We start from the raw sequence: 25,967 nt of genomic DNA, 5'->3' as shown, positions 1-25,967 counted from the left end.
CCGCAGGTAAGATGGAGAACTAGGCAGGTAAGCGAGTCAAATCTGCAGGTGGGGGATGAATTTGTGCAGGTAAGAGGTTTTTCCATAAAAAAGGTAATAGAAAAACCAGCCTTAATCCAGAATCTAAGCTATATTTCGAGCTGTATATCCATATATAGGAAGATAAATTACCTGAGCCAGGCATCAGTCTGGCTGTTTGAGCTTACCAGTTGGGGTGGGGAATTGGTTAGGCAGATAAACAAAGGGAATCCGCAGGTAAGATGGAGAACTAGGCAGGTAAGCGAGTCAAATCCGCAGATGGAGAGAGTATTTGTGCAGGTAAGAGGTTTTTCCATAAAAAGGGTAATAGAAAAACCAGCCAAAATCCAGAATCCAAACTAAATATCGAGCTGTATATCCATATATAGGAAGGGGAATTACCTGAGCCAGGCACCTGCCTGGCTGTTTCAGCTTACAAGTTGGGGTGGGGAATTAGTTAGGCAGATAAACAAGGGGAATCCGCAGGTAAGGTGGAGAAATAGGCAGGAAAGCGAGTCAAATCCGCAGGTGGGGGATGAATTTGTGCAGGTAAGGGGTTTTTCCATAAAAAAGGTAATAGAAAAACCAGCCATGATCCAGAATCTAAACTAAATATCGAGCTGTATATCCATATATAGGAAGGGGAATTACCTGAGCCAGGCACCTGCCTGGCTGTTTCAGCTTACAAGTCGGGGTGGGGAATTAGTTAGGCAGATAAACAAAGGGAATCCGCAGGTAAGATGGAGAACTAGGCAGGTAAGCGAGCCAAATCCGCAGGTGGGGAGAGTATTTGTGCAGGTAAGAGGTTCTTCCATAAAAAAGGTAATAAAAAACCAGCCAAAATCCAGAATCCAAGCAAAATATCGAGCTGAGTATCCATATATAGGAAAATAAATTACCTGAGCCAGGCATCTGCCTGGCTGTTTCAGCTTACAAGTTAGGCTGGGGAATTAGTTAGGCAGATAAACAAGGGGTATCCGCAGGTAAGATGGAGAACTAGGCAGGTAAGTGGGCCAAATCCGCAGGTGGAGCAATAATTTGTGCAGATATGAGATTTTCCTATAAAAAAGGTAATAGAAAAACAACTTATTTTTGTAACAATATAAAAGAAGGATTCACACACAACTGAGCGGAAATAGTATGAAAACAGAAAGGACTGATGAAATGATCGCGAAACCATGTGTGCTTCCGCCAAATATTGTAAAGTATCGAGTTTTAATAAGGAGATTAAGTGAGAATAACCTTGTCAAATTCGATGTGGTGACCGAGTATAATAATCGATTGACGGGTTTCCTAGGCGAGGAGTCGGTAATGAATTTTCATTTAGAACCCATTGCAGACCTTAATTACCGTATTTATCACGATCTCCGTTTTTACCACGGCAACTATTTCTTCCAAATTGACATCCTCATTCTGTGTGCCTACTTTGCGCTGGTGCTGGAGGTGAAAAATTGGGCAAGGGATTGGCACTTTGATAAAGTCCTCCATCAAACCACCATCGATGTAAATGGGAAAATGGAGAGAACAAAGAATCCTATTTTTCAAGCAAGGCTGCAAGCTTTTAAGCTGAGAGAGTGGCTCAAGCTGCATAATGTTCCGGGGATCCCCATCCAATACTTGTTTGTCAACAGTAATGAAAAGTCCAATATCATCATAGGGGACGACAATAAATACAAGTGGAATGCTTGTAATAGTGAATACTTGCTAGAGAGAATTGACCAAATTACCAATGATTATAAGTTAGAATTGCTAGATGAAAAAGAACTGCGAAAAGTAAACAAACTTCTATTAACCAGCCACACTCCTGAAGATCCCCAATTACTCTCGAAGCACAACCTTTCCCAAAATGAGATTCTCACAGGTGTTCATTGCCCAGAATGCTCATTCTTACCTATGACCTATCAGTCTGGAACATGGAGATGCCCAAAATGTCGAATCCAATCAAAAACAGCCTTCATCGACACCATTCAAGACTATTTTCAAATCATAAGCCCCACCATTAATAACGCTGAGGCACGTAGGTTTTTACAAATAAATTCACCTAAAATGGCACACCAGTATTTAACGTCTATGAACTTAAATAATACTGGAAAATTCAAATTCAAAATTTACCACCAATAAAAAACCACCGCACAAGCCGCGCAGTGGCTACAATTTCTTCACAAACCCAGGGGCCTCCGCTTAACTCTGTGCTGTGGCTACCATTTCCTCAAGAATCCAAGCACCTTCCCTAACCGCATAAATCGACCCTTAAACAGCGCACCCCGAATAAAATAAAAACATACGAGTATCCCGGTGACGTCTTTTACGAGGTCAAACCAGGACGCTGAGCGGTAAGCGTAGAAGGATTGGTGAATCTCGTCTGTTACCCCGTAGAGACCGGCTATGACGGCACATAAGACGTTGAGACGCATAGTGAACGGCCCTCGGCGTGTGAGGAAGGCCAAAACTAGTAATACATAGAGAATGGCGAACTCTATTAAATGCAAGGATTCCTTGATGGTCCGATCGAGCGTGGAATCGGGGAGTTCGACAAAGTGATTGGATGGGAGACTCGACATCACCCAGATGGCCCCCATATAGAAGAAAGGCAGAATTCGCAAGATCCATTTGAAGACGTTCATAAAAATGTTCCTCCAAAAAAATATATTTTTAACAATGATGCATAAAAACTTCCGTACTTTCAAAAAATAAGTGGAAAAAATTTTTTTACTAGTGTATATAATTCTACTTATCTGTTCAGAATGATTGCTGAGGTGATGAAAATGAGAGAGGAAGAAAACAAGCGATCTTCTCAAGGTTCCAGCGTTAAACGCTTTTTCAAAAAGCGTTGGGTATTTCCAGCCATTTATATTGCAAGTGCAGCAATCATTCTGACAGGTGTTCTTTGGTTCCAAGGCAGCGACAATGCAACAGACAAGTATGATTACGAGTCTTCTGACCTAACAGGTAAGAACGATACTCCAGCACTTGAGGTTAACTCAAGCTTGGAAAACCTGAAAATGCCGGTGAAGAATCCAATGGAGACAACCGTCAAAATGGAATTCTATGATGACAATGCAAGTGAAGAAAAACAAGAAGCGGCATTAGTCGTTTACAACAATAATTATGAGCCGCATACTGGTATTGACTTCACATCCAAAGATGGCGAAACCTTTGATGTAGTATCTGCCCTAAGCGGGAAAGTTACTAGAGTCGAAGAAGATGCTACCCTTGGTAATGTCATCGAAATCGAGCACGATAAGAATATTATAACAAAATATCAGTCGGTTAAAGATGTAAAGGTTAAGGTTGGCGACAAAGTCAAACAAGGACAAGTACTTGCCATGGCTGGACAAAGCTTGTACCAAGAAGAAGCTGGAACACATGTACATTTTGAAATCCGTAAAGATGGTATCCCAGTAAATCCAACTGACTTTTTTAACAAACCAGTAAGCGAATTACAGGAAGAAACTGCAGCGGATGAAAATCCAGGAGATAAAAAGAGTCCGAAACAACAAATGATTGAGGACCCGGCGAGTGATGAGTCAACTCCATCAAAGGAAGAAACTCCTTCAGATGAAGATGCTCCATCCGATGATGAATCTTCTGAGTCAACAGACAAAACAAACTCTTAATAATCAACAAAGGGGAAAGGGGAATCTACCTTCCTCTTTTTTTTGTGTGCTTTTGCCTGCGTTTTATTTAGATAAATATGGTAAACTGGTGGAAAAGGGGGGATCTTTTTTGAAAAAAATAATAGGGCTGCTGGTGACACTTGTTCTCTTCGCGATGGTGGCAGCTGGCTGCAGCAAGGAACCCACGCCCGAGGACCGATTCGACGCATACATAAAGCTATGGAATGAGCAAAAGTTTGATAAGATGTATGACTACCTTACAGAGGGCTCCAAAGAGGTAATCTCGAAAGAAGACTTCACCAATCGCTACAAAAAAATCTACGATGACCTACAAATAAAAGACCTCAAGATTAACTTTACTAAACCAACGGAAGAACAAGAGTTGGACAAGGATCAAGACAATATTACATATGATTTTTCCGCATCTATGGACAGCATCGCTGGGCCCATCGAATTTACACACAATGCTAAGCTGAAAAAAGAAGAACGTGACAAAGAAAATAACTGGTATGTGGACTGGAACACGACGTATATTTTTCCACAATTGAAGGATGGCGACAAAATCGGGATTAGCAGCGTTAAGCCTAAGCGCGGTCAAATCTTTGACCGGGCAGGAAATGGGCTAGCTATGAATGGACAGGTGTATGAGGTGGGAGTGGTCCCTGGGAAGTTTGAGGGGCAGGAGGAGACGGTTATTCCACAATTATCCCGCCTATTAAAAATGACACCTGAGCAAATCAACAAAGCGCTTAATGCCAGCTGGGTGAAGCCCGATTTGTTTGTGCCGTTAAAGAAGGTATCGATGGACGATACGGAGCGTATCGCCCAGTTAATCGCCTTAGAGCCGGTGCAAACTAAAAAGGTGGAAGCGCGAATTTATCCCTACAACGAAGCGGCGGCTCATTTAATCGGTTATGTCGGCTCGATTACCGCAGAAGAGCTCGAAAAGTTAAAGGATAAAGGCTATTCAAGTAATGACGTGATTGGAAAAAGAGGGCTCGAGGAAGTTTTTGACGAGCAGCTTAAAGGGCATAGCGGCGTGAAGATCACGATTAAAAAGCCGGATGGAGCGACAGAAATCCTAGCTGAAAAGCCGGTAGAGGATGGAAAGGAGATATCGCTTACCATCGATATCGACCTGCAGGCTAGTCTGTATGCAGAGCTTGTTGGTGAAGCAGGCGCAGGAGCGGCGATAGACCCCGTGAGTGGTGAGACGCTGGCACTTGTCAGTTCACCATCATTTGACCCAAATCAAGCCACCCTGGGCTTCTCAGGTGACGAGTGGGACCAGCTTCAGGAGGATCCACTCAAGCCGATGACGACCAGGTTCAATAAGGCGTATGCACCAGGTTCGGTGTTCAAACCAATTACAGCGGCGATTGGGCTCACAAACAAGACCATCACTCCAGAGCAAACGATGGATATAAAAGGGTTGAAATGGCAGAAGGGTGCCTCGTGGGGCAACTATTTTGTGACGAGGGTTCATGAAGCCAATCCTGTTAATCTCGAAAAAGCGATGGTTTTCTCGGACAATATTTATTTCGCGCAGACAGCATTAGGAATTGGAAAAGAGCCGTTTGCGGCGGGGCTTAAGGAGTTTGGCTTTGAGGAAGAGTCTGACTATCCATTCCCGCTTGAAAAGTCAACGATTGGGAAATTGGAAAACGAAATTTTCTTAGCGGATTCAGGATATGGTCAGGGGCAGATTCAAATGAGTATCGTTCATTTGCTTGAAACCTATACTCCTTTTGTAAATGGTGGAAATATGATTAAACCTAGCCTGATCCTAGATGCTGAAAAGAGTGAGAAAGCAGTGGTTTCTCCTGAGATTGCCACAACGGTTTCTTCGATGTTAAGAAAGGTCGTCGGTGACGCTGATGGAACGGCACATTCTGCTAATATCGCAGACTATCCACTAGCAGGAAAAACCGGTACAGCTGAAATCAAGGAAAAGCAAGGTGAAAAAGGAACGGAAAACGGCTGGTTCATCGCCTACAATACCAACTCGTCAAGATTAATGGTTGCGATGATGGTCGAAAACGTTCTGGACCGTGGCGGTTCTCAGATTCCAGTGAAAAAAGTAAAAAATGCCTTTATGCAAAATAAATAACCTTAAACAGAAACCAACTGCTGGTTTCTGTTTTTTTGTTACGTGTAAGGATAATTAAACCAGAATTAGAAAAAATAATAGGAAAAAGACGGGAGTAGCAATTTGACCAAAAATCCTCAACCTCGAAGATACAGAGCACATTTATCTCAATTTACGACCTCAGTCCTTCAAAAAAAGAACCCGTGGGTGGTTGCGTTTTTTGCCTTTTCTTATCCTGGTTTTGGTCACCTTTTACTGCACCGTTATATCGCAGGGTTTATTCTGATCATTTGGGAGATGTTTATTAATGGCAAGGCAAACGTGAATCTCGGGATTTTATATACTCTGACTGGTGACTTTACGAAAGCCAAGGAAGTAATGGATGAACGCTGGCTTATGCTTTATGTAGGAATATACATGTTTGGGATCTGGGACAGCTATCGAACCACGGTTGACTTAAACAAACAATACATATTAGCCGATCGTGAGGATGCCTCCTTACGTCCGATTGCCATGGGGGCTTGGGATATAAACTACATGGATAAGCGTAAACCTTGGGTCGCGGTTACTTGGTCTGCACTATTCCCAGGGTTGGGTCATCTTTATATCCATAAAGTGATTGCAGGATTTTTTATTTTTGCCTATACCGTAGCCATCATGTATTTTGGGCATATTCCAGAGGGTATTCAGTTCACGATGGTTGGCAAGTTTTCAGAGGCGAAAAAGGTAGTCGATATGCAGTGGCTCCTCTATCTGCCTTCTATTTATTTTTTTATTCTTTATGACGCTTATAGTTCAACGATTGAATATAATTTTCTTTTTGAAAAAGAAATGAAAAGATTTTTACGAGAAAATTATCAAAAAAAGGAGTTCAAATTTCCTTTTTAAGAAGTGAGTGGAGTGGATGTTTGTTATTGCTGCATTTGAGAATTCTATTTATATTGAATTAGCCATTACAGCACTAGAACAGCAGGGGATCTCAAAGGAGTTAATATTAGCGGCTCCGCTTGATAAGCGTAAGGAATTGAGGGGGTTGTTCGATACCATCCACAAATCAGATGGATTTAGTCTGTTTGACGGACCTGCGATCCTAGGAACCTGCTTCATGCTGCTCGGTGCAATTTATGGGTATGTCCTAGAATGGGGGCCCATTTTATGGGGAATCATTGGCGCCGTTTCAGGGCTGCTGTTAGGATTTCTTTTGAAGATGTTTCTCCTCAGGAAAAATAAAAGAGGGAGTTCAAGGATCACATCAGAAATTGTCCTCATGGTTCGTTGTGAGGACCGAAAATGGGAACAGGTAGAAAAAATATTATGGGACCACTTTGCTCTGGGTTTAACAAAAATATAAAATACCACCTCTTTTTTAAGGGTGGTATTGGTATTTCTCGAGGTCAATGATTCCGTTTAGCCCGATATGGATATCTTCACTCTCGAGCGAAAACAGCTGTTCATGATAGGATTCATCGTCCTTGAGGGCGATTTGTCCTTTGGAATTGACGACGCGGTGCCAGGGAAGGCGATGCTTCCTGCTCATCGAGTGCAGGGCCCTGACGACCTGCCGTGCAGCACGCGGGCTTCCAGCCTCTCTGGCTATTTGTCCATAGGTCATAACCTTGCCTTCGGGAATATTTTTAATGATTTCTATGACTTTTTCTGTAAAAGGCTGCATATTTCGAATTTCCTTTCAGTCTAACTTCCCCCATTATATTATATTCTGTTAAAAAGACAGTGAAAAAATTATCGTTGAAACAGTGAAATAAGCTGAAAAAACGATAAAATGAACAAAAAATATTATTTTCAATAAAATTTTCATTCGACATTTAGTGCTGACAAATTTCTCGGGAAATAAATGAAAGGACGCTTCATTTCCAAAATAAACCCATATTACATGCGGTCTTCAGCACTTTCGTCAAATTGTCGATTTTGTGGTAAAAAGTACTTGAAGTGTCTGATTTTTCAAATAATTTCTGAACAGTCTTGTCCTTATTCAGTAATTCGTGCATATTCCCGTATCCAAGCTAATAAAATGGTTACAAACCTTTACAAAGAGAGTGTTTGAGGTGAAGAGTCGTTTGAGGCCTTTGTGAATTCAGTTGGGGACATGATTATTCATCGTAATACCGCATAGTTGCATAAATGGTGACAATAAATGGTGACAGGCACCGCCCGTGGACACTGTCCACGGGGGGCGGACACTTTGCGGTTACAGTAATTCGTCTTAGTGATAAGCGGATCTCATTTCGCACTTCTCACATCCAATTTAGGGAGGGCGAGTGGTGTGCACGATTACATCAAAGAGAGAACTATCAAGATTGGAAAGTATATCGTGGAGACGAGGAAAACGGTTCGTGTAATAGCGAAGGAGTTTGGCGTGTCCAAAAGTACTGTCCATAAAGATTTGACAGAGAGACTTCCTGAAATAAATCCTGAGCTGGCAAATGAAGTAAAAGAGATACTAGATTATCATAAATCGATCAGACATCTCCGGGGTGGAGAAGCGACAAAGATGAAATATCAGAAGGAAGAAAAAGAGGGTGAGGCCGTTAAATAGGCCGACTTTCAGAAAATCTTTCGTAAAAAAGAAAAAATGTTTTGAAATGGCCATTTTCAAGGACTTCTTGGTGCATTCTAAGAAAGTCGGGGAAAGGGCCATTTTTAATTTAGGCTGTGTTAATGGAAAATATAGATTTTAGAACCTGTTGATTTGTGCGAAGCGCCCGGAGCACAAATCAACAGCCAAATCTAACACAGCCAATGGCTAAAAGTAGCAGCATTCTCTTTCAATAAATTTTTTCCGACAAATTTCTACGTTTTTTGAGTTAAGAGTATGGAAATTTTAAGGAATATGATACAATTAACAATTAGGAAAGTATGACCGTTTCAAGGAGGAAAGAAAAGAGAATGTTTGCTAGGGATATTGGGATTGATTTGGGAACGGCTAACGTGTTAATTCACGTAAAAGGCCGTGGAATTGTATTGAATGAGCCATCTGTTGTTGCTATAGACAAAAATACAAATCGAGTTCTTGCTGTAGGTGAGGAAGCTCGCCGTATGGTTGGACGTACACCTGGAAACATTGTCGCGATTCGCCCATTGAAGGATGGAGTAATTGCTGACTTTGACGTAACAGAAGCAATGTTAAAACATTTTATTAATAAGCTTAACGTAAAAGGCTTTTTATCAAAACCGCGTATTTTGATTTGCTGCCCAACGAACATCACAAGTGTGGAGCAAAAAGCAATTCGAGAAGCGGCTGAAAAAAGCGGCGGAAAGAAGATTTACCTGGAAGAAGAGCCGAAAGTGGCAGCGATTGGCGCAGGGATGGATATTTTCCAGCCAAGCGGTAATATGGTCGTTGACATCGGCGGTGGAACAACGGATGTAGCGGTCCTTTCAATGGGCGATATCGTTACTTCATCTTCCATTAAAATGGCCGGCGACAAGTTCGACATGGAAATCCTCAACTACATCAAGCGTGAGTACAAGCTATTGATCGGTGAGCGCACATCTGAGAATATTAAAATCAACATAGGTACCGTATTTCCAGGATCACGCTCGGAAGAAATGGAAATTCGTGGACGAGACATGGTCAGCGGCCTGCCGCGTACGATTACGGTTCGTTCAGAAGAAATCGAAGGTGCACTGCGTGAGTCTGTGTCCGTGATTGTTCAGGCGGCAAAAAGCGTTCTTGAACGCACACCGCCAGAATTATCAGCTGACATCATTGATCGCGGCGTTATCTTAACAGGTGGCGGAGCGTTACTTCACGGTATTGACACGTTGTTAGCAGATGAGCTGAAGGTGCCAGTCCTAGTGGCAGAAAATCCAATGGACTGCGTGGCAATCGGAACAGGCATTATGTTAGACAATATTGACCGAATTGCGAAAAGAAAACTTGGTTAACAGGTAGGACATCTTACCTTATAAGAAGTCTAATGACATCAAATCATTGGGCTTTTTTTATTTGGTTTAGGGAGTAGGGGTTAGTTTGGCATAAATCTGGGATTTGGCACGTAAAAATGAAATTCGGCACGTAAATCTCAGAATCGCCACGCATCATATCTTCACTAAGGATTTTTCGCCACTATTTGCCATGGAAATACTTTTTCTGCAAAAAGTTACTGCGAATTCCCTAATTATTTTATAAAATAGAGTATAATATTAGGTAAAATGTAAAATCAGGCAAACTAAAGATCCAATACGAAATAGAGGATTTCGGTTAAAGGGGAATAAGAGATGTCAGTTAATCATCTAAAACAGGTGAAGACGAGGGAAGAGTATCAAAAGACAAAAGACGATGGGCGAAAGGCTGTAGAAGCTACAACCACGCAGAAAGCTTCTAAAGTCAAAAGTGCTCAAAAGGCCCCAGCTGAAAATACGAATAAGAGAATTCGAATCCGACTTATTCCAATTTGGCTGAGGATTGTCTTGTTGGTCATTTTGACTGGAGTTTTTGCCCTTCTTGGTGCCACGGTTGGATACAGTGTGCTCGGGAATGGAAATGCCGGAGATGTGTTAAAAGGGTCCACTTGGACACATATTATCGACTTAGTTGAAAAAAAATAAACGAGGAAGGGCGCACTTGCCCTTCCTTTTTGTATCCTCTTAATAGTAAAATGTATGTATCTGTTCCTATGAGGAGGTACCAATAATGTTAGATGTGACACAAATAAAAGAAATCATTCCCCATCGTTATCCATTTTTGCTCGTAGATAAAATTTTGGAAATTGAAGAAGGGGTTAGGGCGGTTGGAATTAAAAATGTAACAGCAAATGAGGAATTCTTCAATGGCCATTTTCCTGATTATCCGGTTATGCCAGGAGTGCTAATCGTTGAGGCGCTTGCACAGGTTGGCGCGGTGGCTGTATTGAAAAAAGAAGAAAATCGCGGAAAATTAGCCTTTTTTGCAGGAATTGATGGCTGCCGTTTCAAAAGACAAGTAAAACCAGGGGATCAGCTTCGACTTGAAGTCGAAATTACTCGCTTGCGCGGACCGATTGGAAAAGGGAAAGCGGTGGCGACAGTGGATGGAGAAATTGCCTGCGAAGCGGAAATCACTTTTGCACTAGGAAAATAATCGGGAATCCTCCCGGTTATTTTTTTTGTAATAGTCCTTAGAATCTTGGGGAAAATAACATCAGACCAATTTAAACGGGTCAATATTTTTCTCATGGAAAGGGGCTTTTACGTTTGAAGAAAAAGCTGTTTTTAGTGCTATTAAGTGCGCTTCTATCAGGGTTTATGTTAGCGGGGTGTAATAATGATGATGATCAAAATCCGCCGCCGCCAGTGAATGACAAAGTGGATACTCCACTTGATGATGATAACAATCTCGATGGTAACGATAACAACGACGTTGATGACAATGACGATGGTTTAGGCAACACCAACACTCGTTATAACAACAACGACATAAACACGGATACAGACAAAGACATGATCAGAGACAGAAACACAAATCGTGAAGATATCATCGAAGACGACCGTGATATGAACGATCGCGACAATAGAGACGAATAAAGTACATGAGGCAGGCTGAATAAAATCAGCCTGCCTATTTACTAGTCATGTTTAATTTTTAATTTCGGTTTACTTTTCATTTTATCCTTGAATTCTTCGAGTAAAGCTTGACCTCCAAGCCCTTTTTCAAGCAGGCTGTCGAGCAGCAGCTCGGAATAATCACTCCGGTTTCGGCGCAATTGACCTTCGAACAGAACACTAATATGTTTTTCGAATTTGTGAAGTGAAGCAATTCTCGTTTGGAAATAGGCAGGAGTGTTTTCACGCTTCGAAATCACCGCTTGTACGATCACCTCACGGCCTTGCTCCTCGATTTTCTTGAAAAAATCATATAGAGAAAAATCCGTATAGGCCTCAAGCAGCCAGCTGGCACGTTCGTTCTCTTTATTGATAATTAATCCATCTTCTAATGGAATTTCCACTGTATTTCCACCGTCAACAACTTCCAAAGCGACTAACTTAAAGGTTTTCATCTGCGATACCTCCGTTTCGATTCTCGGGTCACATTTTCTAAATTATAACATATTCGGACTAGAAACAAATGTCGAAAAATATTTGTCGCATTTTGCAAGATAGCACTTTGCGAAAGAATAGGTCTTCCAAACTCCGTTTTTGCCTTAGGTAAAATCATGAATTTGAAGGTAGAACCTTGTCGGAAATTTTCATATCACAATTTTACAGGAAGGTTCCTGAGGGGCTATGATTAAGCCATCAAAAGGAGAGGAGAATATGTATGATCAATCAAGTCACGATTGTCGGAAGACTCACGCGGGATCCGGAGTTAAGGAAAACAGGTGAAGGGCTGTCGGTAACTTCTATCACCTTGGCTGTTAGCCGACAATTCAGAAATCAGCATGGAGAAATTGAGGCGGATTTCGTCCAATGCACCCTCTGGAAAAAGGCAGCCGAAAATACTGCTCAATACTGCCGGAAAGGCTCAGTTGTTGGGATAACAGGTAGGCTGCATTCGCGGCATTATGACAATAAAGAGGGAAAAAGGGTTTATGTGACAGAGGTAGTGGCCGAATCGATCCAATTCTTAGGTGCAAAGCCCAATTCGACACCACTTGTACCACCGCCGGTTACGGTTCCTGTTACGAAGGAGGAGCTGCCGTTTTGACGAATCGTGATGATGTAGCCGCTAGTTTAGAACAGCTGCTTGAAAGTTTGATTAAAATGGTGGGCCGAGCCAATCAGAATAACGACCATCTGCAAAAAAGAATGATTGAGATGTCCCAGAACACGGAGAGTCTGCAGAAGAGAATTAGCCAGCTAGAATGGATTATGAAAGGGCAGCTAAAGGAACGAGACTGGAGCCCTATCAGAAATTACCCCACACATCCTCACACACACTCACAATCTGAAATTCATGACCAAATCTCTGTTCATTTTTAAAGGCTGTTTTCTCAACGATTGTTGTTAAAATCTTAAAGCCGATTTTAACGTGGAAATAGTTATTTCGCGACTTTTTAAAAATAAAAGTCCTACTTTGGTAAAACTAAAATCAACTTCAGGTACCTTTTTAAAAATTTTTCCCCGAAGTTAGAATATAGAAAAGCGATTGCTCTCCAAAATAATCCCCATTTTCCGGCCAAGCAGCGCCGGAATTTTTTTATCAATTTTTTCGTATAAATTATGGCCAGCAGGGCACAATAGTACAAAACCCCCTGTGTTTTATTTTTCGAGGCCGCTGATACTAGATCAGCGGCCTATTTTTTCCAGCAGAAACGGAAAAATCCTCTCGTTGTTCTCCCTGTTAACTGCAGCTAGTTTTGATAAAGTTAACACTCCTTTATCAACCGTAATGACTGAGCCTGATTTGATCGTAGAAAATAATAGATCAAGACGCTCCATTATGGTTTCTGATGACACTTGAGCAATGGTAGATAATGAGGTCATAGCACCCCAGACTAAGCGATTGTTACGGCTCTTTAGCAAATCAATGAAACTTACAGCTCATTCCCCTTCTCTCATTTGGTTAATTATTTACCGTTAATTACCATCTAATTATTTCATTCGTATTGTATAAATCTATTTTTCTATTTATGATAGGGGAAAAGCTTATAGAGGGGTAAAGTGATGATGGAGCAAAAAATATTACCAGCATCGGCGAATATGAAGGAATTTGAGCGGTTTTTAAAAAGCTCCTATGAAACCGGGGTATTCTTGGACATGCATATTGCCCAGCTCAAACACATTAATGAAATGGCGAAGCAGCATGGCAAGAAAATGATCTATCATGTCGATTTAATCCATGGAATCAAAAATGATGAATTTGCAACAGAATATATTTGCCAGGAATTCAAGCCATTTGGATTGATCTCGACAAAGAGCAGCGTGATCCAAAAGGCGAAGCAAAAAGGGGTAATCGCGGTCCAAAGAATGTTCCTCATTGATAGTCATGCAATAGAAAAAAGCTTAAAGCTCATTCAAAAAACACAACCCGATTACCTCGAAGTTCTTCCTGGTGCGATGCCAAAAATGATAGCCGAGATAAAAGAGAGAGTACATATTCCAATATTTGCTGGAGGATTGATTCGGACAGTAGAAGACGTAAATACTGCTTTGGATGCTGGTGCTTCTGCCATCACGACATCCAAACGTGAGCTTTGGGACCTCTTCGAAAAATAATATTAATAGTATAATAAATATAAATACTGTGAAAACTTGAAAATAGTGATTGACACCGTTTTCATAACTTATTATACTCAATTTAACAAGTTAATATTTTGTGACGGAGATAAGGAGATTCACACAGATACCCAATTATGGGCTATTCTGCTGTGGATCTCTTTTTTTTTCGCCAAATGTTTCAAACGGCAACAAAAATATTTTTAAAAAAGGAGAAAAAAAAATGACACCATTTGTTGGAGAATTGATTGGAACGATGCTTCTAATCGTGTTTGGTGCGGGGATTGGAGCAGGATCTTCACTGAAGAATTCCTATTCTAATAATGCTGGATGGATTGTAATCACGCTTGCTTGGGGTCTTGCCGTTACAATGGCTGTTTTTGCAGTAGGTTCGGTAAGTGGGGCTCACTTAAATCCCGCTGTAACGGTAGCTTTAGCTATAAATGGAGACTTTGCTTGGTCTGAGGTGCCGGGTTATATTACGGCTCAGATGATTGGCGCTATTATTGGTGCAGCTTTAGTTTACCTGCATTATCTACCACATTGGAAAGCGACCGAGGATCCAGGAACAAAGCTTGGGGTATTCGCTACAAGCCCGGCAATTCCTCATACTTTTTCAAATGTTATTAGTGAGTTATTTGGTACTTTCATTCTTGTCCTTGGTCTATTATTTATCGGTGCTAATAAGTTTACAGATGGATTAAATCCACTTGTCGTTGGTTTACTTATCGTTGTGATTGGGATGTCATTAGGCGGTACAACTGGCTACGCGATTAATCCAGCTCGTGACCTCGGTCCGCGGATTGCTCATTTCCTGCTCCCGATTCACGGGAAAGGCGGCTCCAACTGGAGTTATGCCTGGATCCCTGTCGTTGGACCATTAATGGGAGGCAGTCTTGGTGCGGTATTCTATAAGGCTGTTTTTCAAGGAGAAGTTACACAATCCCTATGGATCGTTTTAGGAATCAATGCCATCATTCTATTACTTGCACTAGCCGTTACTAAAAAGCAATCTAGTTCTTTAAATAATGTCAGTCAAGCCGCATAATAATTAATCTATCAATTTGGGGGAATCAAAATGGAGAAATATATTTTATCACTGGATCAAGGGACAACAAGTTCACGAGCAATCCTTTTTAATAAAGCTGGAGAAATCGTTCATACCGCACAGAAAGAATTTACGCAACATTTCCCGAAACCAGGCTGGGTCGAGCATGATGCGAATGAGATTTGGGGATCCATCCTTTCAGTTATTGCGAGTGTTCTTTCTGAGTCAAATATTAAACCAGATCAAATTGCTGGGGTTGGTATTACCAATCAGCGCGAGACCACTGTGGTTTGGGATAAAGAAACAGGTCTTCCTGTATACCATGCTATCGTTTGGCAATCAAGACAGACAAGTGAAATTTGTGATGAATTAAAGGAAAAAGGCTATAATGACCTTTTCCGTAATAAAACAGGATTATTAATCGATGCTTATTTTTCCGGAACAAAAGTGAAATGGATATTGGATCATGTCGAAGGTGCGCGTGAAAAAGCGGAGCAGGGTAAATTATTGTTTGGGACGATTGATACTTGGCTCATTTGGAAGCTTTCTGGAGAAAGAGCCCATGTGACTGATTATTCCAACGCCTCTAGGACTCTTATGTTCAATATTTACGACCTAAAGTGGGACGAAGAATTATTAGACATCTTAGGCGTACCGGCGTCCATGCTACCAGACGTACGTCCTTCTTCCGAAGTATATGCGCACACGGTGGACTACCACTTCTTCGGTAAAGAAATTCCAATCGCAGGGGTTGCCGGCGATCAGCAGGCTGCCTTGTTTGGTCAGGCATGTTTTAAAAAGGGTATGGCGAAAAATACGTATGGTACAGGTTGCTTTATGCTGATGAATACAGGCGAAAAGGCTGTACAATCCGACCATGGTTTGTTAACAACCATCGCATGGGGAATCGATGGTAAAGTGGAATATGCACTTGAAGGAAGTATTTTTGTTGCAGGTTCAGCCATCCAATGGCTTCGTGACGGATTAAGGATGCTTAAAGATGCCAAGGACAGTGAGGATTATGCGACAAAGGTTACCTCTACTGATGGAGTTTATGTTGTTCCAGCCTTTGTCGGCTTAGGAACACCATATTGGGATAGCGATGTCCGCGGTGCTGTATTTGGATTAACACGAGGAACTTCTAAAGAACATTTTGTGCGGGCAACACTGGAATCACTTGCCTATCAAACCAAAGATGTTCTATCGGCAATGGAAGTCGATTCTGGAATCGAATTAAAGCAACTAAGAGTCGATGGCGGCGCTGTGAAAAATAATTTCTTAATGGAATTCCAAAGCGATTTATTAAATGTACCGGTTGAAAGACCAATCGTGAATGAAACAACGGCTCTCGGAGCTGCTTATTTAGCGGGACTTGCGGTTGGTTTCTGGGAAAGCCAAGAGGAAATTTCCAAGCAATGGGCCGTGGATCGCGAATTTAAACCACAAATCACAGAAGAGAACCGTGATGCCCTTTACTCTGGTTGGAAAAAAGCAGTAAAAGCAGCGATGGCTTTTAAATAAACTTTGTATTCAAAAGAAGTTGATTATGTTATAATAAAGTTAAGTTAATATTTGGCAGGAGAAATCGGAGAGACCACAAAAACATTATCGTTCGTCGATAATGTCTTTTGTGGTCTCTTTTTTGTTCCCCTCACTGTCTATACAAGAGACTTAACAAACGGAGGCCACAATCATGAAATTTTCTACCTTACACCGAAAAGAAATTGTTCACAAATTGAAAAATGAACCGTTTGATGTATTGATCATCGGCGGTGGAATCACTGGTGCCGGAATTGCTCTTGATGCTCAAGCACGCGGCATGAAAACAGCACTTGTAGAGATGCAGGACTTTGCCGCCGGAACTTCTAGCAGGTCCACGAAATTAGTTCATGGCGGATTACGCTATTTAAAACAATTTGAAGTCAAAATGGTGGCGGAAGTTGGGAAAGAACGGGCAGTGGTTTATGAAAATGGGCCTCATGTCACAACACCCGAATGGATGTTACTTCCCATGCATCAAGGCGGGACATTCGGAAAGTTCTCCACATCGATTGGGTTAAAAGTATATGATTTCTTAGCAGGAGTTAAAAGATCTGAACGGCGCTCCATGCTCTCTGTGGAGGAAACATTAGCAAAGGAGCCTTTAGTTAAAAAAACGGGATTAAAAGGTGGCGGCTATTATGTTGAATATCGGACAGATGATGCTCGACTTACCATTGAAGTAATGAAGTCAGCTTTCGAAAAAGGGACTACTGCTTGTAACTATACAAAAGTCGTGAAGCTAGTTTACGAAAAGGGGAAAGTCGTTGGGGCAATGGTCCAGGACATGATAAGCGGCGAAAAGTATTTGATTCGTGCGAAAAAAATCGTGAACGCTGCCGGCCCTTGGGTAGACTCAGTCCGTGAAATGGATCATTCTAAAAAGGGAAAAACATTACAGCATTCTAAAGGTGTCCATCTTGTCATTGATCAATCTCGTTTCCCCTTAAAGCAAGCGATCTATTTTGATACCCCGGATGGCAGAATGGTTTTTGCGATCCCGCGTGATGGGAAGGCCTATGTTGGGACAACAGATACTTTCTATAATGGGGATATGGTCAATCCGAACATGACGGTGGCTGACCGAACCTACATTATTAATGCGATCAACTATATGTTTCCTGATGTAAAAATTAGTGAGAAAGATATTGAATCAAGCTGGGCTGGAGTTCGTCCGCTCATTTATGAAGAAGGAAAGGATCCTTCTGAAATTTCACGGAAAGATGAGATTTGGGAGTCTGCTTCCGGATTGATTACGATTGCAGGCGGCAAATTGACGGGGTACCGAAAGATGGCGGAAATGGTTGTCGATCTGTTAGCAACTAAATTTCAAAACGAAGATTCACGAGACTTCCCTACATGTCCAACAAAAGAAATGCCGATTTCGGGTGGAAATGTTGGCGGCTCCCTTCAATTTTCAGCCTATGTTTCGGGGCAAATCGATAAAGGTCTTGCAGCAGGTTTATCTAGAGAGGAAGCGGAGCATTTAGCAAGAATGTATGGTTCAAATGTTGGCACTGTGTACAATCTTCTCTCCCAAAATAAAGAAGATGCACAGAAATATCAAATTCCATCTGAACTATTTGCCAAGCTTGTCTATGCCATTGAGGAGGAAATGGCAGCAACACCTATTGATTTCTTTAATCGCCGAACTAGTGCCATCTTGTTTGATATTCAGTTAGTAGAAATTTCACGGAAACAGGTCATTGAATACATGGCAGATAAGCTAAATTGGAACAATCAAGTAAAGAAAATACATTCACTTGCATTAGAGGAAGCCTTATTCTCATCTGTCACCCCTGTCGATGAAATGGAAGCTCTTCCATGGACAGTAAATAACCATTAATGTATATGTATTTTAGGCGCTATGAATATAGCGCCTAAAATTGTTGAAAAACAATTTAGTCAATGAAATCCATGTGAATTTCCACACGTTTTTTTGATTGTTTGAAATATAATAATTTAAAAGTTTTTCATAAAGATGATGCCAATTCATCACTCGACCAATCTGGACTAATTGATGGGAAGCATCATACAAATTAAGATAAAAGTTTCGATTCTGTTCAACTTGTTGAGGAGTATAAGTGCATAACATAAAAAAACCTCCTCGTTTTTATATCTTCGAGGGTATTTTACGAAATTTTCCATATTTTATCCATTGCGAAAAGGACTTTTTCAACAGAGTGCGAGGCCGCTGATACTAGATCAGCGGCCTCTTTTTTAGATATTTTTATGTTTTTTTATTGCTTTAATCTGATAAGTTATTAAATCGATAAAAAATGCCCGGCGCTTTGCCGGCATGAGATGGATATCGAGCAGATTCTTTTTCAATTCAGGTTCTTGCTGGAGCAGCTGAAGAATGATGCCCAAATCATGGTCCGGAGGGCTCTCCTTTGTCATATATCCAGGCTCCTCGACTTTAGGAAGGAGCTGATCTAATTCCCCGACCAAATATTCCTTATCCACCTGATATAAATCAGCAAATCGAACCACGGTTTGATAGTTGGGGATGCTTCTTCCCGTTTCATATCGACTCACGGTAGAGCGATCCATGTTCATCATATCTGCTAGAGTCTGTTGGGACCAGTTTCGACTGTCACGCAGCTTTCGCAATTTTTTAGATAAAGACATCTTAATCACCGCCATAAAAACAATTGTTGTTTTTAACTTAACGGCAAAAGAATGGCCATAGGTCAAATGTGTTCAATGTGCACAATGAATTGCGTGAGGGATGTGCACAATCTTCTGTATATAGGGGTTAGAGCACATAGGGTAAAAAGGAGTTGTGAAATTATTGTCGAATAATAAATGTTGATGTAAATATTTGTCCCATCGGAGGTCAATAAAAGGATGCCAAACTCATTAATTTTTATCGGGGAACGACCAAGTCACATGGAAATGCAGATCAAAGGTAAACCGGATTTCTATGACGCCATCTTACTCTCTAAAAAGTCCCATCATCCATCTTCAAACCTTTCCTACCATTCTATCCCTCTTCATCAATCAAGGGTTACCATCCATATACGTGAGAATAACTCCCAATTTAACTGTTATCACCAATCTTTACAGCTAATCGAAGGCGAGAAACAGCTGTCCGAGGAAGAAGCTTACGATATCTTCACAAACTTTGCGATTATGGAAGACAACAAGGTCGCATTCCTGATGCATTCAGGAAGTAAGAGAATTAAATTACGAGATAAAGTGGAACCGAGGGTTTTGTCTGTGTGTGAAAAACAGGAAATCTAAAGGGTGGAAATTATATGGTAAAATAGTGGGAGGTACTGTAATGAATCGCCTAAATCCATTAAATGATTTCTTGTTTAAAAAATTGTTCGGAGACGAAAATGATAATGAACTATTAATTGGTCTGCTGAATGCAATCCTAAAAAAGGAAATTGTGAATCTAACGATTGAAAATGAAAAGCTAGACCGTTTTAAGGAAGAAGAAAAATTAGGTATTTTAGATATTAAGGCAACAATGGCAGACGGAGAAAAAATTAATATTGAAGTGCAACTGTTAAACCAAAAAAACATGATCCCACGAACTCTTTTTTATTGGTCAAAGCTATTTGTAGAGGATTTTGAATCAGGCAGGAATTATAAAGAACTAAAAAAAACGGTAACCATCAATATTTTAGGGTTTAAGTTGGAAGAGTTACGGAGCGAGAACTTCCATTCTATTTATAAAATAGGGGAAGCTCAAACAAAAAATAACTTAACTGATTTGCTGGAGATTCATTTCATTGAATTTCCAAAGTTTGAAGATGTCATGTATGATTTGAATAATCCACTCCATTGCTGGCTGCTATTTTTAAAAGATGATGTTCCTGATTATATATTAAGGGAGGTCTTGAGGATGGATGTCATTAGTAAAGCAGAGGAAAAGCTGACAATGTTAAGCGCGGACCCTGAGACGAGAAGAGAATACGAACGGCGGGCAAAGGCTCTATCAGATGAACGGAGCAGGTTAGAAGATGCGAGGGAAAGTGGTATTGAAATTGGCATTGAAAAGGGTATGGAAAAGGGCATTGAAAAAGGGCATTGAAAAAGGGATATTAAGCGTAATTCAGGGTCTTTTGTCTAAAGGAATGCCACTTAATGAAGCCGCAAGGCTTACCCCGTATACAGCAGAAGAATTGAGCAGGATGTTAAATGAAATCGAAGAATAACCTTTAAATACCAGGAGCATGAGGTAATCGCCGAGCATGAGGATCATGGAGAGGAAAAAGACTTCATCCCTGGAAAAGCCATAACCATATCAATCGTATTATTACAAAAGAATGACAAATTTTATCGAAAGGGCTCCGGATTTTTTCCGGAGCCCTTTTTAAGCTGGTCATAAATCTTTCACAATTTGACCAAAACATTCCATATGTAGCATATTATGCCCCTTTTTGCGTGCACAAATCTCATAACCCATACCATCAACTCGCGTAGTATTTCACTAAGAATACAATTCTGTCCGCCCCACACGGACAAAAAGGGCGAAATGTCCACGAGTGGTGACAGGCACCGCATATTTACCTATGTTTTTCATCTGTTTACATTGTTTACCACTGTTATATGACAAATTGTGATAGAGTTTTAATGTTTTTGTAATATAACTGGTACATTGGCATGGTATAAATAGATTAATAGAGAAGGGGGAAGAGTATGCAACTTCTAAAGCGTATGATTTTCATGTTTCTAACATGCTTATTATTGGTGTCAGGTACCGTTGTGGCACATGCAGAATCAAGTAAAGAGGCTTTACATAGTGTGGAGCAAGAGCTTGAACAAAAGGCGAATGAAAAGAACTCTATTAACCAAGAAATTGAAAAGATTAAAAAAGAGATGGAATCTTTACAATCTTATATAACACAAAATAGAGAAGCATTGGCAGAAACTCAAAAGAGAATCGCGGCAACTCAACAGCAAATTGAAAAGAAAAAAGAAGAAATTGTAGTTCTTCAGGATAAAATTCATAACCGTAAAGACGTAATGAAAAGCAGGTTAGTGGCTTTACAAGAGGATGAAAAACTGAATGTAGCCATCAATGTCATTCTAGAATCTAAAAGTGTGGCAGATCTTATTCAACGTGCAAGTGCGGTAACGACTTTGTTTAACGCTGATAATGATATTATCAATGAACAAGAAAATGACCTTTCGCAAATAGAAAAAGACAAACAAGAAATTGCAAAACATGAGGAACAATTAGCTGCAGAAAGGGAAACGCTTTCAAAACAGCACAATGAACTTGCTCTAAACTTGCAAAAGAGACAGGAATCATTAACGGTCATGCAGCAAAAATACAGCCAAGTTGACGAACAAATGGCTGGCATTCAAGCTGAGCTGAGAGCGGCTCAAGAGAAGGTTCGCCAAGAACAAGATTCTGTAAAAGCAATGAGCACTGCTAATACACCGGCTGCTCCTAAAGCTCCAGCACCAACGGGTGTAGAAATGTATGTTACTTCGACTGCCTATAGCTGGCAATCTTCAGGAAGTATTACGTACATGGGTTATAATATTAAAGAAAATCCAAATATGAAATTAATCGCAGTGGATCCTTCTGTTATTCCATTGGGCTCAAAGGTATGGGTAGAAGGATATGGTGTCGCAATAGCGGGTGATACGGGCGGCGCCATCAAAGGCCATAAAATAGATGTATTAATGCCAAACAATGCACAAGCATTCGCATGGGGCAGAAGAACAGTAAAAGTTGTAGTTTTACCATAGCAATAGAAAAAGAGATTTGACATCATAAATCGATGTTAGATCTCTTTTTTGTTTTATCGGATAACGGAGCGAAATGATTTCGCTTACTAAGGTAATGTGTGCTCATATATATGGCAATTTGAATTGGAACAGAGTAGGTATAGCGCCAATTTACTGGTACGTAAACACCTAACCAATCAAAGACTGGTTCTCCAACATAAGAGGCTAGAAGTGCAAAGAGAATAGCTTTAAACCATGGATTTACGTAAGGTTTTACTTGCAGCAACAACATTACTGATAGGGGCATTAAGGTAACATCCCAGGGAAAGTAAGTAGGAAGTACGGGAATAACATGATACCGGTAATGCCAAAGACCGATTTGGTCTCCTATGATATCCAAAAGAACAGAAATCGTCATGATAAAAAAAGCAATATACAGTAAGCGGTCCGTACTTTCCCTTTTCCTGAAAACAAACCAAATGATCCAAGGAATAATGGATAAGGCCAAGCCCATCCACCACAAACCAGAAAAAAGGACATGATCCAGCCAGATATCAATTTTTATGTTGATGAGCCCTTCAATTTGGTGTTGATTACGGTCGAGAATATCAATAACCTTCTCCTTATTCGCCATAGCATTCCCTCTTAACTTTTTACATCTTCCAACATTAGTATTAAACCCAATCCAAAATGTATGCCTTCAAAAAAAGTAAAAGGTGCCTGTCACCACCGATGGTGGTGACAGGCACCAGATATACATTACTGTATAATTATCCAAATTACCCCAATCGGACAAATCTACCCTAGATAAACCAGGTCTTTGAGTTCGTCGGTGGAGAGTTCGGTGATCCAATTTTCGCTTTGGATGATTTGGTCGTTTAGGTGCTGCTTTTTCTCGAGCATGGCGTCGATTTTTTCTTCGAGTGTCCCGGTACAGATGAGCTTGTGCACATGAACGAAGCGAGATTGACCGATCCGATACGCTCTGTCTGTGGCTTGGTTTTCAACGGCTGGATTCCACCAGCGATCATAGTGGATGACGTGATTGGCTGCTGTCAGATTAAGCCCGGTTCCTCCTGCTTTTAATGATAACAGGAACACAGGAAACTCCTGGTTTTGGAACCGCTCGATCATATTATCACGCTGTGTCTTTGGCACACTGCCATTCAGGAACGGTACCTCTACGCCAAACTTCTTCTTGATGGTCGCACGAATCATTTCACCCATTTCAATATATTGAGTAAAAATGAGACAGCTTTCGCCTGAGTCCAAAACAGCATCGACCAGGTCAACTAGCTTCTCTAATTTGTTCGAGCGATCGAGGAGCATTCTTTCAGCTGACTTTTCCTTTAGATAGAGAGCAGGGTGATTACAAAGCTGCTTCAACCTGCTGAGCATTTGGAGGATTAATCCTTTACGTTCAAAGCCAGACAGTTTTTCAATCTCAGCAAAAGTATCACGAACAAGCTGCTCATACAACGAAGCCTGCTCCGTTGTAAGCGGACAGTATTCTTTTTGCTCCTGCTTGTCAGGAAGATTAAGGGCAACCTCCTCATCCTTTTTCGTCCTCCTCAACAGGAATGGACGGATTAAAGACTGAAGCTCATTAACCTTCCCCTTTTTCTCATCTTTCTCAATCGGAATGACGAACTTTTTCTGAAATTGTCCTAAGCTGCCGAGATAGCCATGATTAGTAAAATCAAAAATCGACCACAACTCGGATAAGCGGTTTTCCATAGGAGTCCCCGTCAAGGCAATATGATGACTAGCTCGCAGCCTTCGAACTGCTTTCGACTGCTTCGTCCCAGCATTTTTAATATTCTGTGCCTCATCAATAGCAATCGAACTCCAAAGTTTTGACTCGAACTCCTCCGAATCCATATGGCTCAGACCGTATGAGGTCAGGACAATATCGGCATCCTGAATTTTTTCCGAAAATGCCTCTTCCTTCAGTCGGTTCGAACCATAATGCAAATACACATTCATTTCTGGGGCAAACCGTTCAAGCTCCTTCTGCCAGTTACCAAGAACCGAAGTAGGACAAATGATCAACGCAGCTTTAACAGGTATTTTTGCGGTGGTGCTCTTTTCCTTAGATCCTTTTTCTGAAGAAGCTCCGCCTTTGGTGCCTGTCACCACTTCAGATGTATCTATTTCCGGAAGAGCACTGATTTCATCTTTTACTTTCAGAAGGTACGCGATTAATTGTACCGTTTTCCCGAGCCCCATGTCATCGGCGAGGACGGCGCCAAAACCGTATTGGCGCAGGAACCAAAGCCAGCTCATTCCCAGCTGCTGGTAGGGACGGAGTTCACCCTGAAGTCCTGCGGGAACCTGTTCCATCGGAATCTCATGTGCTTCAGAAAGCTGTTTAATCATTTTTTTCCACTGACTGTTTAATTCAATTTGAATTCGCGCGAAGGCTTTTGGATTTTCAAGTTCATCCTCAGTTAGAGGTGTCTCGACCAACTCCTGCTCAAGTAAATCCCTTACATGCAGGCCCTCTTTCTCAGCACGCTTCATCAAATCCTGAATTTGTCGAATAAAGCCTGGATCGAGCTTGACCCAGCGGCCGCGAATAAACACAAGTCGACGTTTTTCTTCGACAAGCTGACTGAACTCTTCCTCGGAAAAATCGACACCGTTCATGGAAAAACGCCAGTTAAAATCAAGCATAGCCTGCAGCCCGACAAACGACGGCCGGTGGCTGGATGAGCCTTTTAATGAAGCCTTCACCTTCAAATTAGCATTCTTCATTGCCTGCCACCAGGAGGGAAGCAGGATTTCAACGTCCAAAGCGACCAGTGTTTCACTGGCCTCCGTCAAAAACATCCACGCTTCGTCCTCTGTGAGCCCAGACTTCAAGGTCATCCCGTCCTCACTCAGCCAGGGAATTAATCGAGCCCAGCGACTTTGCTCGGTGTCAACCCTCTCTAAAAAGGGCTTCCAGCGAGCAGGGAGCTTTGCATCCAACCCATATACATCATCGACATTCTTCTTCCCACGCAAAAAGACATCCAGGTTCCAAGGACCCTCGCCATCTAATGGCTCCTCTAACCTCAGTCCAATCGTGAACGGAGTGTCGCTTTCCTTGATCCCGACCCATTCGAGCCAGCTATCCTCATCAAAATACCTTGCCAGCTCAGCGCCAGAAATATTTTGTTTCCTCAATAATGCAAGCTTCGGTCCAAAAAGTTCCTTCATCGAAGCGTTTCGTGTTAAATAAGCATCCAGGGCATGGTCGTATAAATCAGAGATGAATTCATGCACGGTTCCAGAAGCTTCTTCTTGCGGATCAACTTCCTGATCCCAAAAGGAAGGATCAAATTCATCCACCACCCTGACAGGAAGCTGCCAACGGAAGTCGCCATTTTCCCAAACGGAAAAATCCGGAAGCCAGTCCTTCTCCAGAATCCCTTCATGGAGAGCATGAGCAGCAGCGAGGCAAATTTCCGATTGTTCACTCCAATCCCAGTCAATAAACCGGTTGAACGACTCCTTCGCAAAAAGAGAGACCAGGTGCCAGCCTGTGACCACCACACCCTCGATGCCACCCACAGACTCCGTCTCCAGAAGCGTGCCAAAAAAGCTCTCTTCATGACGGCCGAACAGCACATTCTTCCACTCAGAAGGAGGCAGACCATACCCGTGCTCATCCTTAGCAGCCAAAAGATAGCGACCACCTTCTAATTTAATTGTCAGAAGCTTAACAAATCTAGTTTTCAGCATCGTATGTTACTCCTTTTACTTGGGTGGAATGGTTTGTTGTAGACAAAATAGTTGGTGTCCGTTTCCAAATATTGTCTAA

29 protein-coding genes are annotated in these 25,967 nt (G+C 41.5%); 22 read left to right on the top strand and 7 right to left on the bottom strand.

Annotation, left to right across the window (positions count from 1 at the left end):
- The first annotated feature begins 63 nt into the window (after nucleotides 1-63).
- Both ACY3XC_RS15470 and ACY3XC_RS15465 read left to right on the top strand, forming a co-directional pair.
- The gene (locus tag ACY3XC_RS15470) at nucleotides 64-381 is read left to right on the top strand and encodes a hypothetical protein (RefSeq protein WP_464869354.1); all 318 of its coding nucleotides are present in this window, start codon (nucleotides 64-66) and stop codon (nucleotides 379-381) included.
- Between the two features lie 777 nt (nucleotides 382-1,158).
- Nucleotides 1,159-2,139 (top strand): NERD domain-containing protein, encoded by a 981-nt coding sequence (locus ACY3XC_RS15465; protein ID WP_464869353.1) that lies wholly within the window; start codon nucleotides 1,159-1,161, stop codon nucleotides 2,137-2,139.
- Between the two features lie 77 nt (nucleotides 2,140-2,216).
- Here ACY3XC_RS15465 and ACY3XC_RS15460 read toward each other — a convergent pair whose 3' ends face one another.
- Complete coding sequence (locus ACY3XC_RS15460; protein WP_464869529.1) at nucleotides 2,217-2,579, bottom strand: VanZ family protein; 363 nt, start codon at nucleotides 2,577-2,579, stop codon at nucleotides 2,217-2,219.
- Between ACY3XC_RS15460 and ACY3XC_RS15455 the strand changes: the two genes are divergently transcribed.
- The 5 genes from ACY3XC_RS15455 (at nucleotide 2,502) to ACY3XC_RS15435 (ending at nucleotide 7,075) form a co-directional block, all read left to right on the top strand.
- Nucleotides 2,502-2,687, top strand: a complete 186-nt coding sequence (locus ACY3XC_RS15455; RefSeq protein ID WP_464869539.1) for a hypothetical protein — start codon at nucleotides 2,502-2,504, stop codon at nucleotides 2,685-2,687. The two genes, ACY3XC_RS15460 and ACY3XC_RS15455, sit on opposite strands and share 78 nt — an antisense overlap.
- A gap of 96 nt (nucleotides 2,688-2,783) precedes the next feature.
- Nucleotides 2,784-3,635 carry a peptidoglycan DD-metalloendopeptidase family protein gene (locus ACY3XC_RS15450; protein WP_464869352.1) on the top strand — a complete coding sequence of 284 codons (852 nt, stop codon included), beginning with the start codon at nucleotides 2,784-2,786 and terminating at the stop codon, nucleotides 3,633-3,635.
- Between the two features lie 133 nt (nucleotides 3,636-3,768).
- Nucleotides 3,769-5,745, top strand: coding sequence for a penicillin-binding transpeptidase domain-containing protein (locus ACY3XC_RS15445; protein WP_464869351.1), 1,977 nt, complete (start codon nucleotides 3,769-3,771; stop codon nucleotides 5,743-5,745).
- Between the two features lie 102 nt (nucleotides 5,746-5,847).
- On the top strand, nucleotides 5,848-6,612 hold the full coding sequence (locus ACY3XC_RS15440; RefSeq protein WP_464869350.1) for a hypothetical protein: 765 nt from the start codon (nucleotides 5,848-5,850) through the stop codon (nucleotides 6,610-6,612).
- Between the two features lie 16 nt (nucleotides 6,613-6,628).
- Nucleotides 6,629-7,075: a hypothetical protein gene (locus ACY3XC_RS15435; RefSeq protein WP_464869349.1), complete on the top strand. Its 447-nt coding sequence runs from the start codon at nucleotides 6,629-6,631 to the stop codon at nucleotides 7,073-7,075.
- A 15-nt stretch (nucleotides 7,076-7,090) separates the two neighbouring features.
- On the opposite strand, the gene ACY3XC_RS15430 is transcribed toward ACY3XC_RS15435, so the two are convergent.
- Complete coding sequence (locus tag ACY3XC_RS15430) at nucleotides 7,091-7,396, bottom strand: MGMT family protein (RefSeq protein ID WP_464869348.1); 306 nt, start codon at nucleotides 7,394-7,396, stop codon at nucleotides 7,091-7,093.
- Nucleotides 7,397-8,005: 609 nt separating this feature from the next.
- On the opposite strand from ACY3XC_RS15430, the gene spoIIID reads away from it, so the two are divergent.
- The 5 genes from spoIIID to ACY3XC_RS15405 all read left to right on the top strand — a co-directional run bounded on the left by spoIIID (nucleotide 8,006) and on the right by ACY3XC_RS15405 (nucleotide 11,247).
- Nucleotides 8,006-8,278, top strand: coding sequence for a sporulation transcriptional regulator SpoIIID (gene spoIIID / locus ACY3XC_RS15425; RefSeq protein ID WP_007086083.1), 273 nt, complete (start codon nucleotides 8,006-8,008; stop codon nucleotides 8,276-8,278).
- 350 nt (nucleotides 8,279-8,628) lie between these two features.
- Nucleotides 8,629-9,630, top strand: coding sequence for a rod shape-determining protein (mreB, locus tag ACY3XC_RS15420; protein WP_179158110.1), 1,002 nt, complete (start codon nucleotides 8,629-8,631; stop codon nucleotides 9,628-9,630).
- A 333-nt stretch (nucleotides 9,631-9,963) separates the two neighbouring features.
- Nucleotides 9,964-10,293 (top strand): DNA-directed RNA polymerase subunit beta, encoded by a 330-nt coding sequence (locus ACY3XC_RS15415; protein WP_464869347.1) that lies wholly within the window; start codon nucleotides 9,964-9,966, stop codon nucleotides 10,291-10,293.
- 85 nt (nucleotides 10,294-10,378) lie between these two features.
- A complete protein-coding gene (gene fabZ, locus ACY3XC_RS15410; RefSeq protein WP_464869346.1) occupies nucleotides 10,379-10,804 on the top strand; it encodes a 3-hydroxyacyl-ACP dehydratase FabZ in 426 nt (141 codons plus the stop codon).
- Nucleotides 10,805-10,917: 113 nt separating this feature from the next.
- Nucleotides 10,918-11,247, top strand: a complete 330-nt coding sequence (locus ACY3XC_RS15405) for a hypothetical protein (RefSeq protein WP_464869345.1) — start codon at nucleotides 10,918-10,920, stop codon at nucleotides 11,245-11,247.
- A 41-nt stretch (nucleotides 11,248-11,288) separates the two neighbouring features.
- Here the strand turns inward: ACY3XC_RS15405 and ACY3XC_RS15400 are convergent, their stop codons facing one another.
- Nucleotides 11,289-11,720, bottom strand: coding sequence for a YwpF family protein (locus ACY3XC_RS15400; protein WP_464869344.1), 432 nt, complete (start codon nucleotides 11,718-11,720; stop codon nucleotides 11,289-11,291).
- Nucleotides 11,721-11,980: 260 nt separating this feature from the next.
- On the opposite strand from ACY3XC_RS15400, the gene ACY3XC_RS15395 reads away from it, so the two are divergent.
- Together ACY3XC_RS15395 and ACY3XC_RS15390 are read left to right on the top strand one after the other, a co-directional pair.
- Complete coding sequence (locus tag ACY3XC_RS15395; protein ID WP_464869343.1) at nucleotides 11,981-12,367, top strand: single-stranded DNA-binding protein; 387 nt, start codon at nucleotides 11,981-11,983, stop codon at nucleotides 12,365-12,367.
- Nucleotides 12,364-12,642, top strand: coding sequence for a hypothetical protein (locus ACY3XC_RS15390; RefSeq protein ID WP_464869342.1), 279 nt, complete (start codon nucleotides 12,364-12,366; stop codon nucleotides 12,640-12,642). The genes ACY3XC_RS15395 and ACY3XC_RS15390 overlap by 4 nt, the downstream gene beginning before the upstream one ends.
- Nucleotides 12,643-12,948: 306 nt before the next feature.
- Here the strand turns inward: ACY3XC_RS15390 and ACY3XC_RS15385 are convergent, their stop codons facing one another.
- Nucleotides 12,949-13,146, bottom strand: coding sequence for a hypothetical protein (locus ACY3XC_RS15385; protein ID WP_464869341.1), 198 nt, complete (start codon nucleotides 13,144-13,146; stop codon nucleotides 12,949-12,951).
- 183 nt (nucleotides 13,147-13,329) lie between these two features.
- Between ACY3XC_RS15385 and ACY3XC_RS15380 the strand changes: the two genes are divergently transcribed.
- The 4 genes from ACY3XC_RS15380 to ACY3XC_RS15365 all read left to right on the top strand — a co-directional run bounded on the left by ACY3XC_RS15380 (nucleotide 13,330) and on the right by ACY3XC_RS15365 (nucleotide 18,311).
- Nucleotides 13,330-13,878 (top strand): glycerol-3-phosphate responsive antiterminator, encoded by a 549-nt coding sequence (locus ACY3XC_RS15380; RefSeq protein WP_464869528.1) that lies wholly within the window; start codon nucleotides 13,330-13,332, stop codon nucleotides 13,876-13,878.
- A gap of 223 nt (nucleotides 13,879-14,101) precedes the next feature.
- A complete protein-coding gene (locus tag ACY3XC_RS15375) occupies nucleotides 14,102-14,926 on the top strand; it encodes an MIP/aquaporin family protein (RefSeq protein WP_464869340.1) in 825 nt (274 codons plus the stop codon).
- A 30-nt stretch (nucleotides 14,927-14,956) separates the two neighbouring features.
- The gene (gene glpK, locus ACY3XC_RS15370) at nucleotides 14,957-16,447 is read left to right on the top strand and encodes a glycerol kinase GlpK (RefSeq protein WP_464869339.1); all 1,491 of its coding nucleotides are present in this window, start codon (nucleotides 14,957-14,959) and stop codon (nucleotides 16,445-16,447) included.
- A gap of 172 nt (nucleotides 16,448-16,619) precedes the next feature.
- Nucleotides 16,620-18,311: a glycerol-3-phosphate dehydrogenase/oxidase gene (locus tag ACY3XC_RS15365; RefSeq protein WP_464869338.1), complete on the top strand. Its 1,692-nt coding sequence runs from the start codon at nucleotides 16,620-16,622 to the stop codon at nucleotides 18,309-18,311.
- Between the two features lie 374 nt (nucleotides 18,312-18,685).
- On the opposite strand, the gene ACY3XC_RS15360 is transcribed toward ACY3XC_RS15365, so the two are convergent.
- Nucleotides 18,686-19,096: a helix-turn-helix domain-containing protein gene (locus ACY3XC_RS15360; protein WP_464869337.1), complete on the bottom strand. Its 411-nt coding sequence runs from the start codon at nucleotides 19,094-19,096 to the stop codon at nucleotides 18,686-18,688.
- 219 nt (nucleotides 19,097-19,315) lie between these two features.
- Between ACY3XC_RS15360 and ACY3XC_RS15355 the strand changes: the two genes are divergently transcribed.
- The 4 genes from ACY3XC_RS15355 to ACY3XC_RS15340 all read left to right on the top strand — a co-directional run bounded on the left by ACY3XC_RS15355 (nucleotide 19,316) and on the right by ACY3XC_RS15340 (nucleotide 22,180).
- Nucleotides 19,316-19,711, top strand: a complete 396-nt coding sequence (locus tag ACY3XC_RS15355; RefSeq protein WP_464869336.1) for a hypothetical protein — start codon at nucleotides 19,316-19,318, stop codon at nucleotides 19,709-19,711.
- A 40-nt stretch (nucleotides 19,712-19,751) separates the two neighbouring features.
- Nucleotides 19,752-20,510: an Rpn family recombination-promoting nuclease/putative transposase gene (locus ACY3XC_RS15350; protein WP_464869335.1), complete on the top strand. Its 759-nt coding sequence runs from the start codon at nucleotides 19,752-19,754 to the stop codon at nucleotides 20,508-20,510.
- The gene (locus ACY3XC_RS15345; protein WP_464869334.1) at nucleotides 20,494-20,634 is read left to right on the top strand and encodes a hypothetical protein; all 141 of its coding nucleotides are present in this window, start codon (nucleotides 20,494-20,496) and stop codon (nucleotides 20,632-20,634) included. The genes ACY3XC_RS15350 and ACY3XC_RS15345 overlap by 17 nt, the downstream gene beginning before the upstream one ends.
- Before the next feature lie 484 nt (nucleotides 20,635-21,118).
- Entirely contained in the window at nucleotides 21,119-22,180 is a 1,062-nt protein-coding gene (locus tag ACY3XC_RS15340) for a 3D domain-containing protein (RefSeq protein WP_464869333.1), read from the top strand.
- 22 nt (nucleotides 22,181-22,202) lie between these two features.
- Here the strand turns inward: ACY3XC_RS15340 and ACY3XC_RS15335 are convergent, their stop codons facing one another.
- Together ACY3XC_RS15335 and ACY3XC_RS15330 are read right to left on the bottom strand one after the other, a co-directional pair.
- Nucleotides 22,203-22,793, bottom strand: a complete 591-nt coding sequence (locus ACY3XC_RS15335) for a CBO0543 family protein (protein ID WP_464869332.1) — start codon at nucleotides 22,791-22,793, stop codon at nucleotides 22,203-22,205.
- Nucleotides 22,794-22,957: 164 nt separating this feature from the next.
- Nucleotides 22,958-25,888, bottom strand: a complete 2,931-nt coding sequence (locus tag ACY3XC_RS15330) for a DEAD/DEAH box helicase (RefSeq protein WP_464869331.1) — start codon at nucleotides 25,886-25,888, stop codon at nucleotides 22,958-22,960.
- Between the last annotated feature and the right edge of the window lie 79 nt (nucleotides 25,889-25,967).

The sequence above is a fragment of the Bacillus sp. CZDM1 genome, from assembly GCF_055502545.1.
This window is presented reverse-complemented; position numbering and strand designations above follow the sequence as displayed.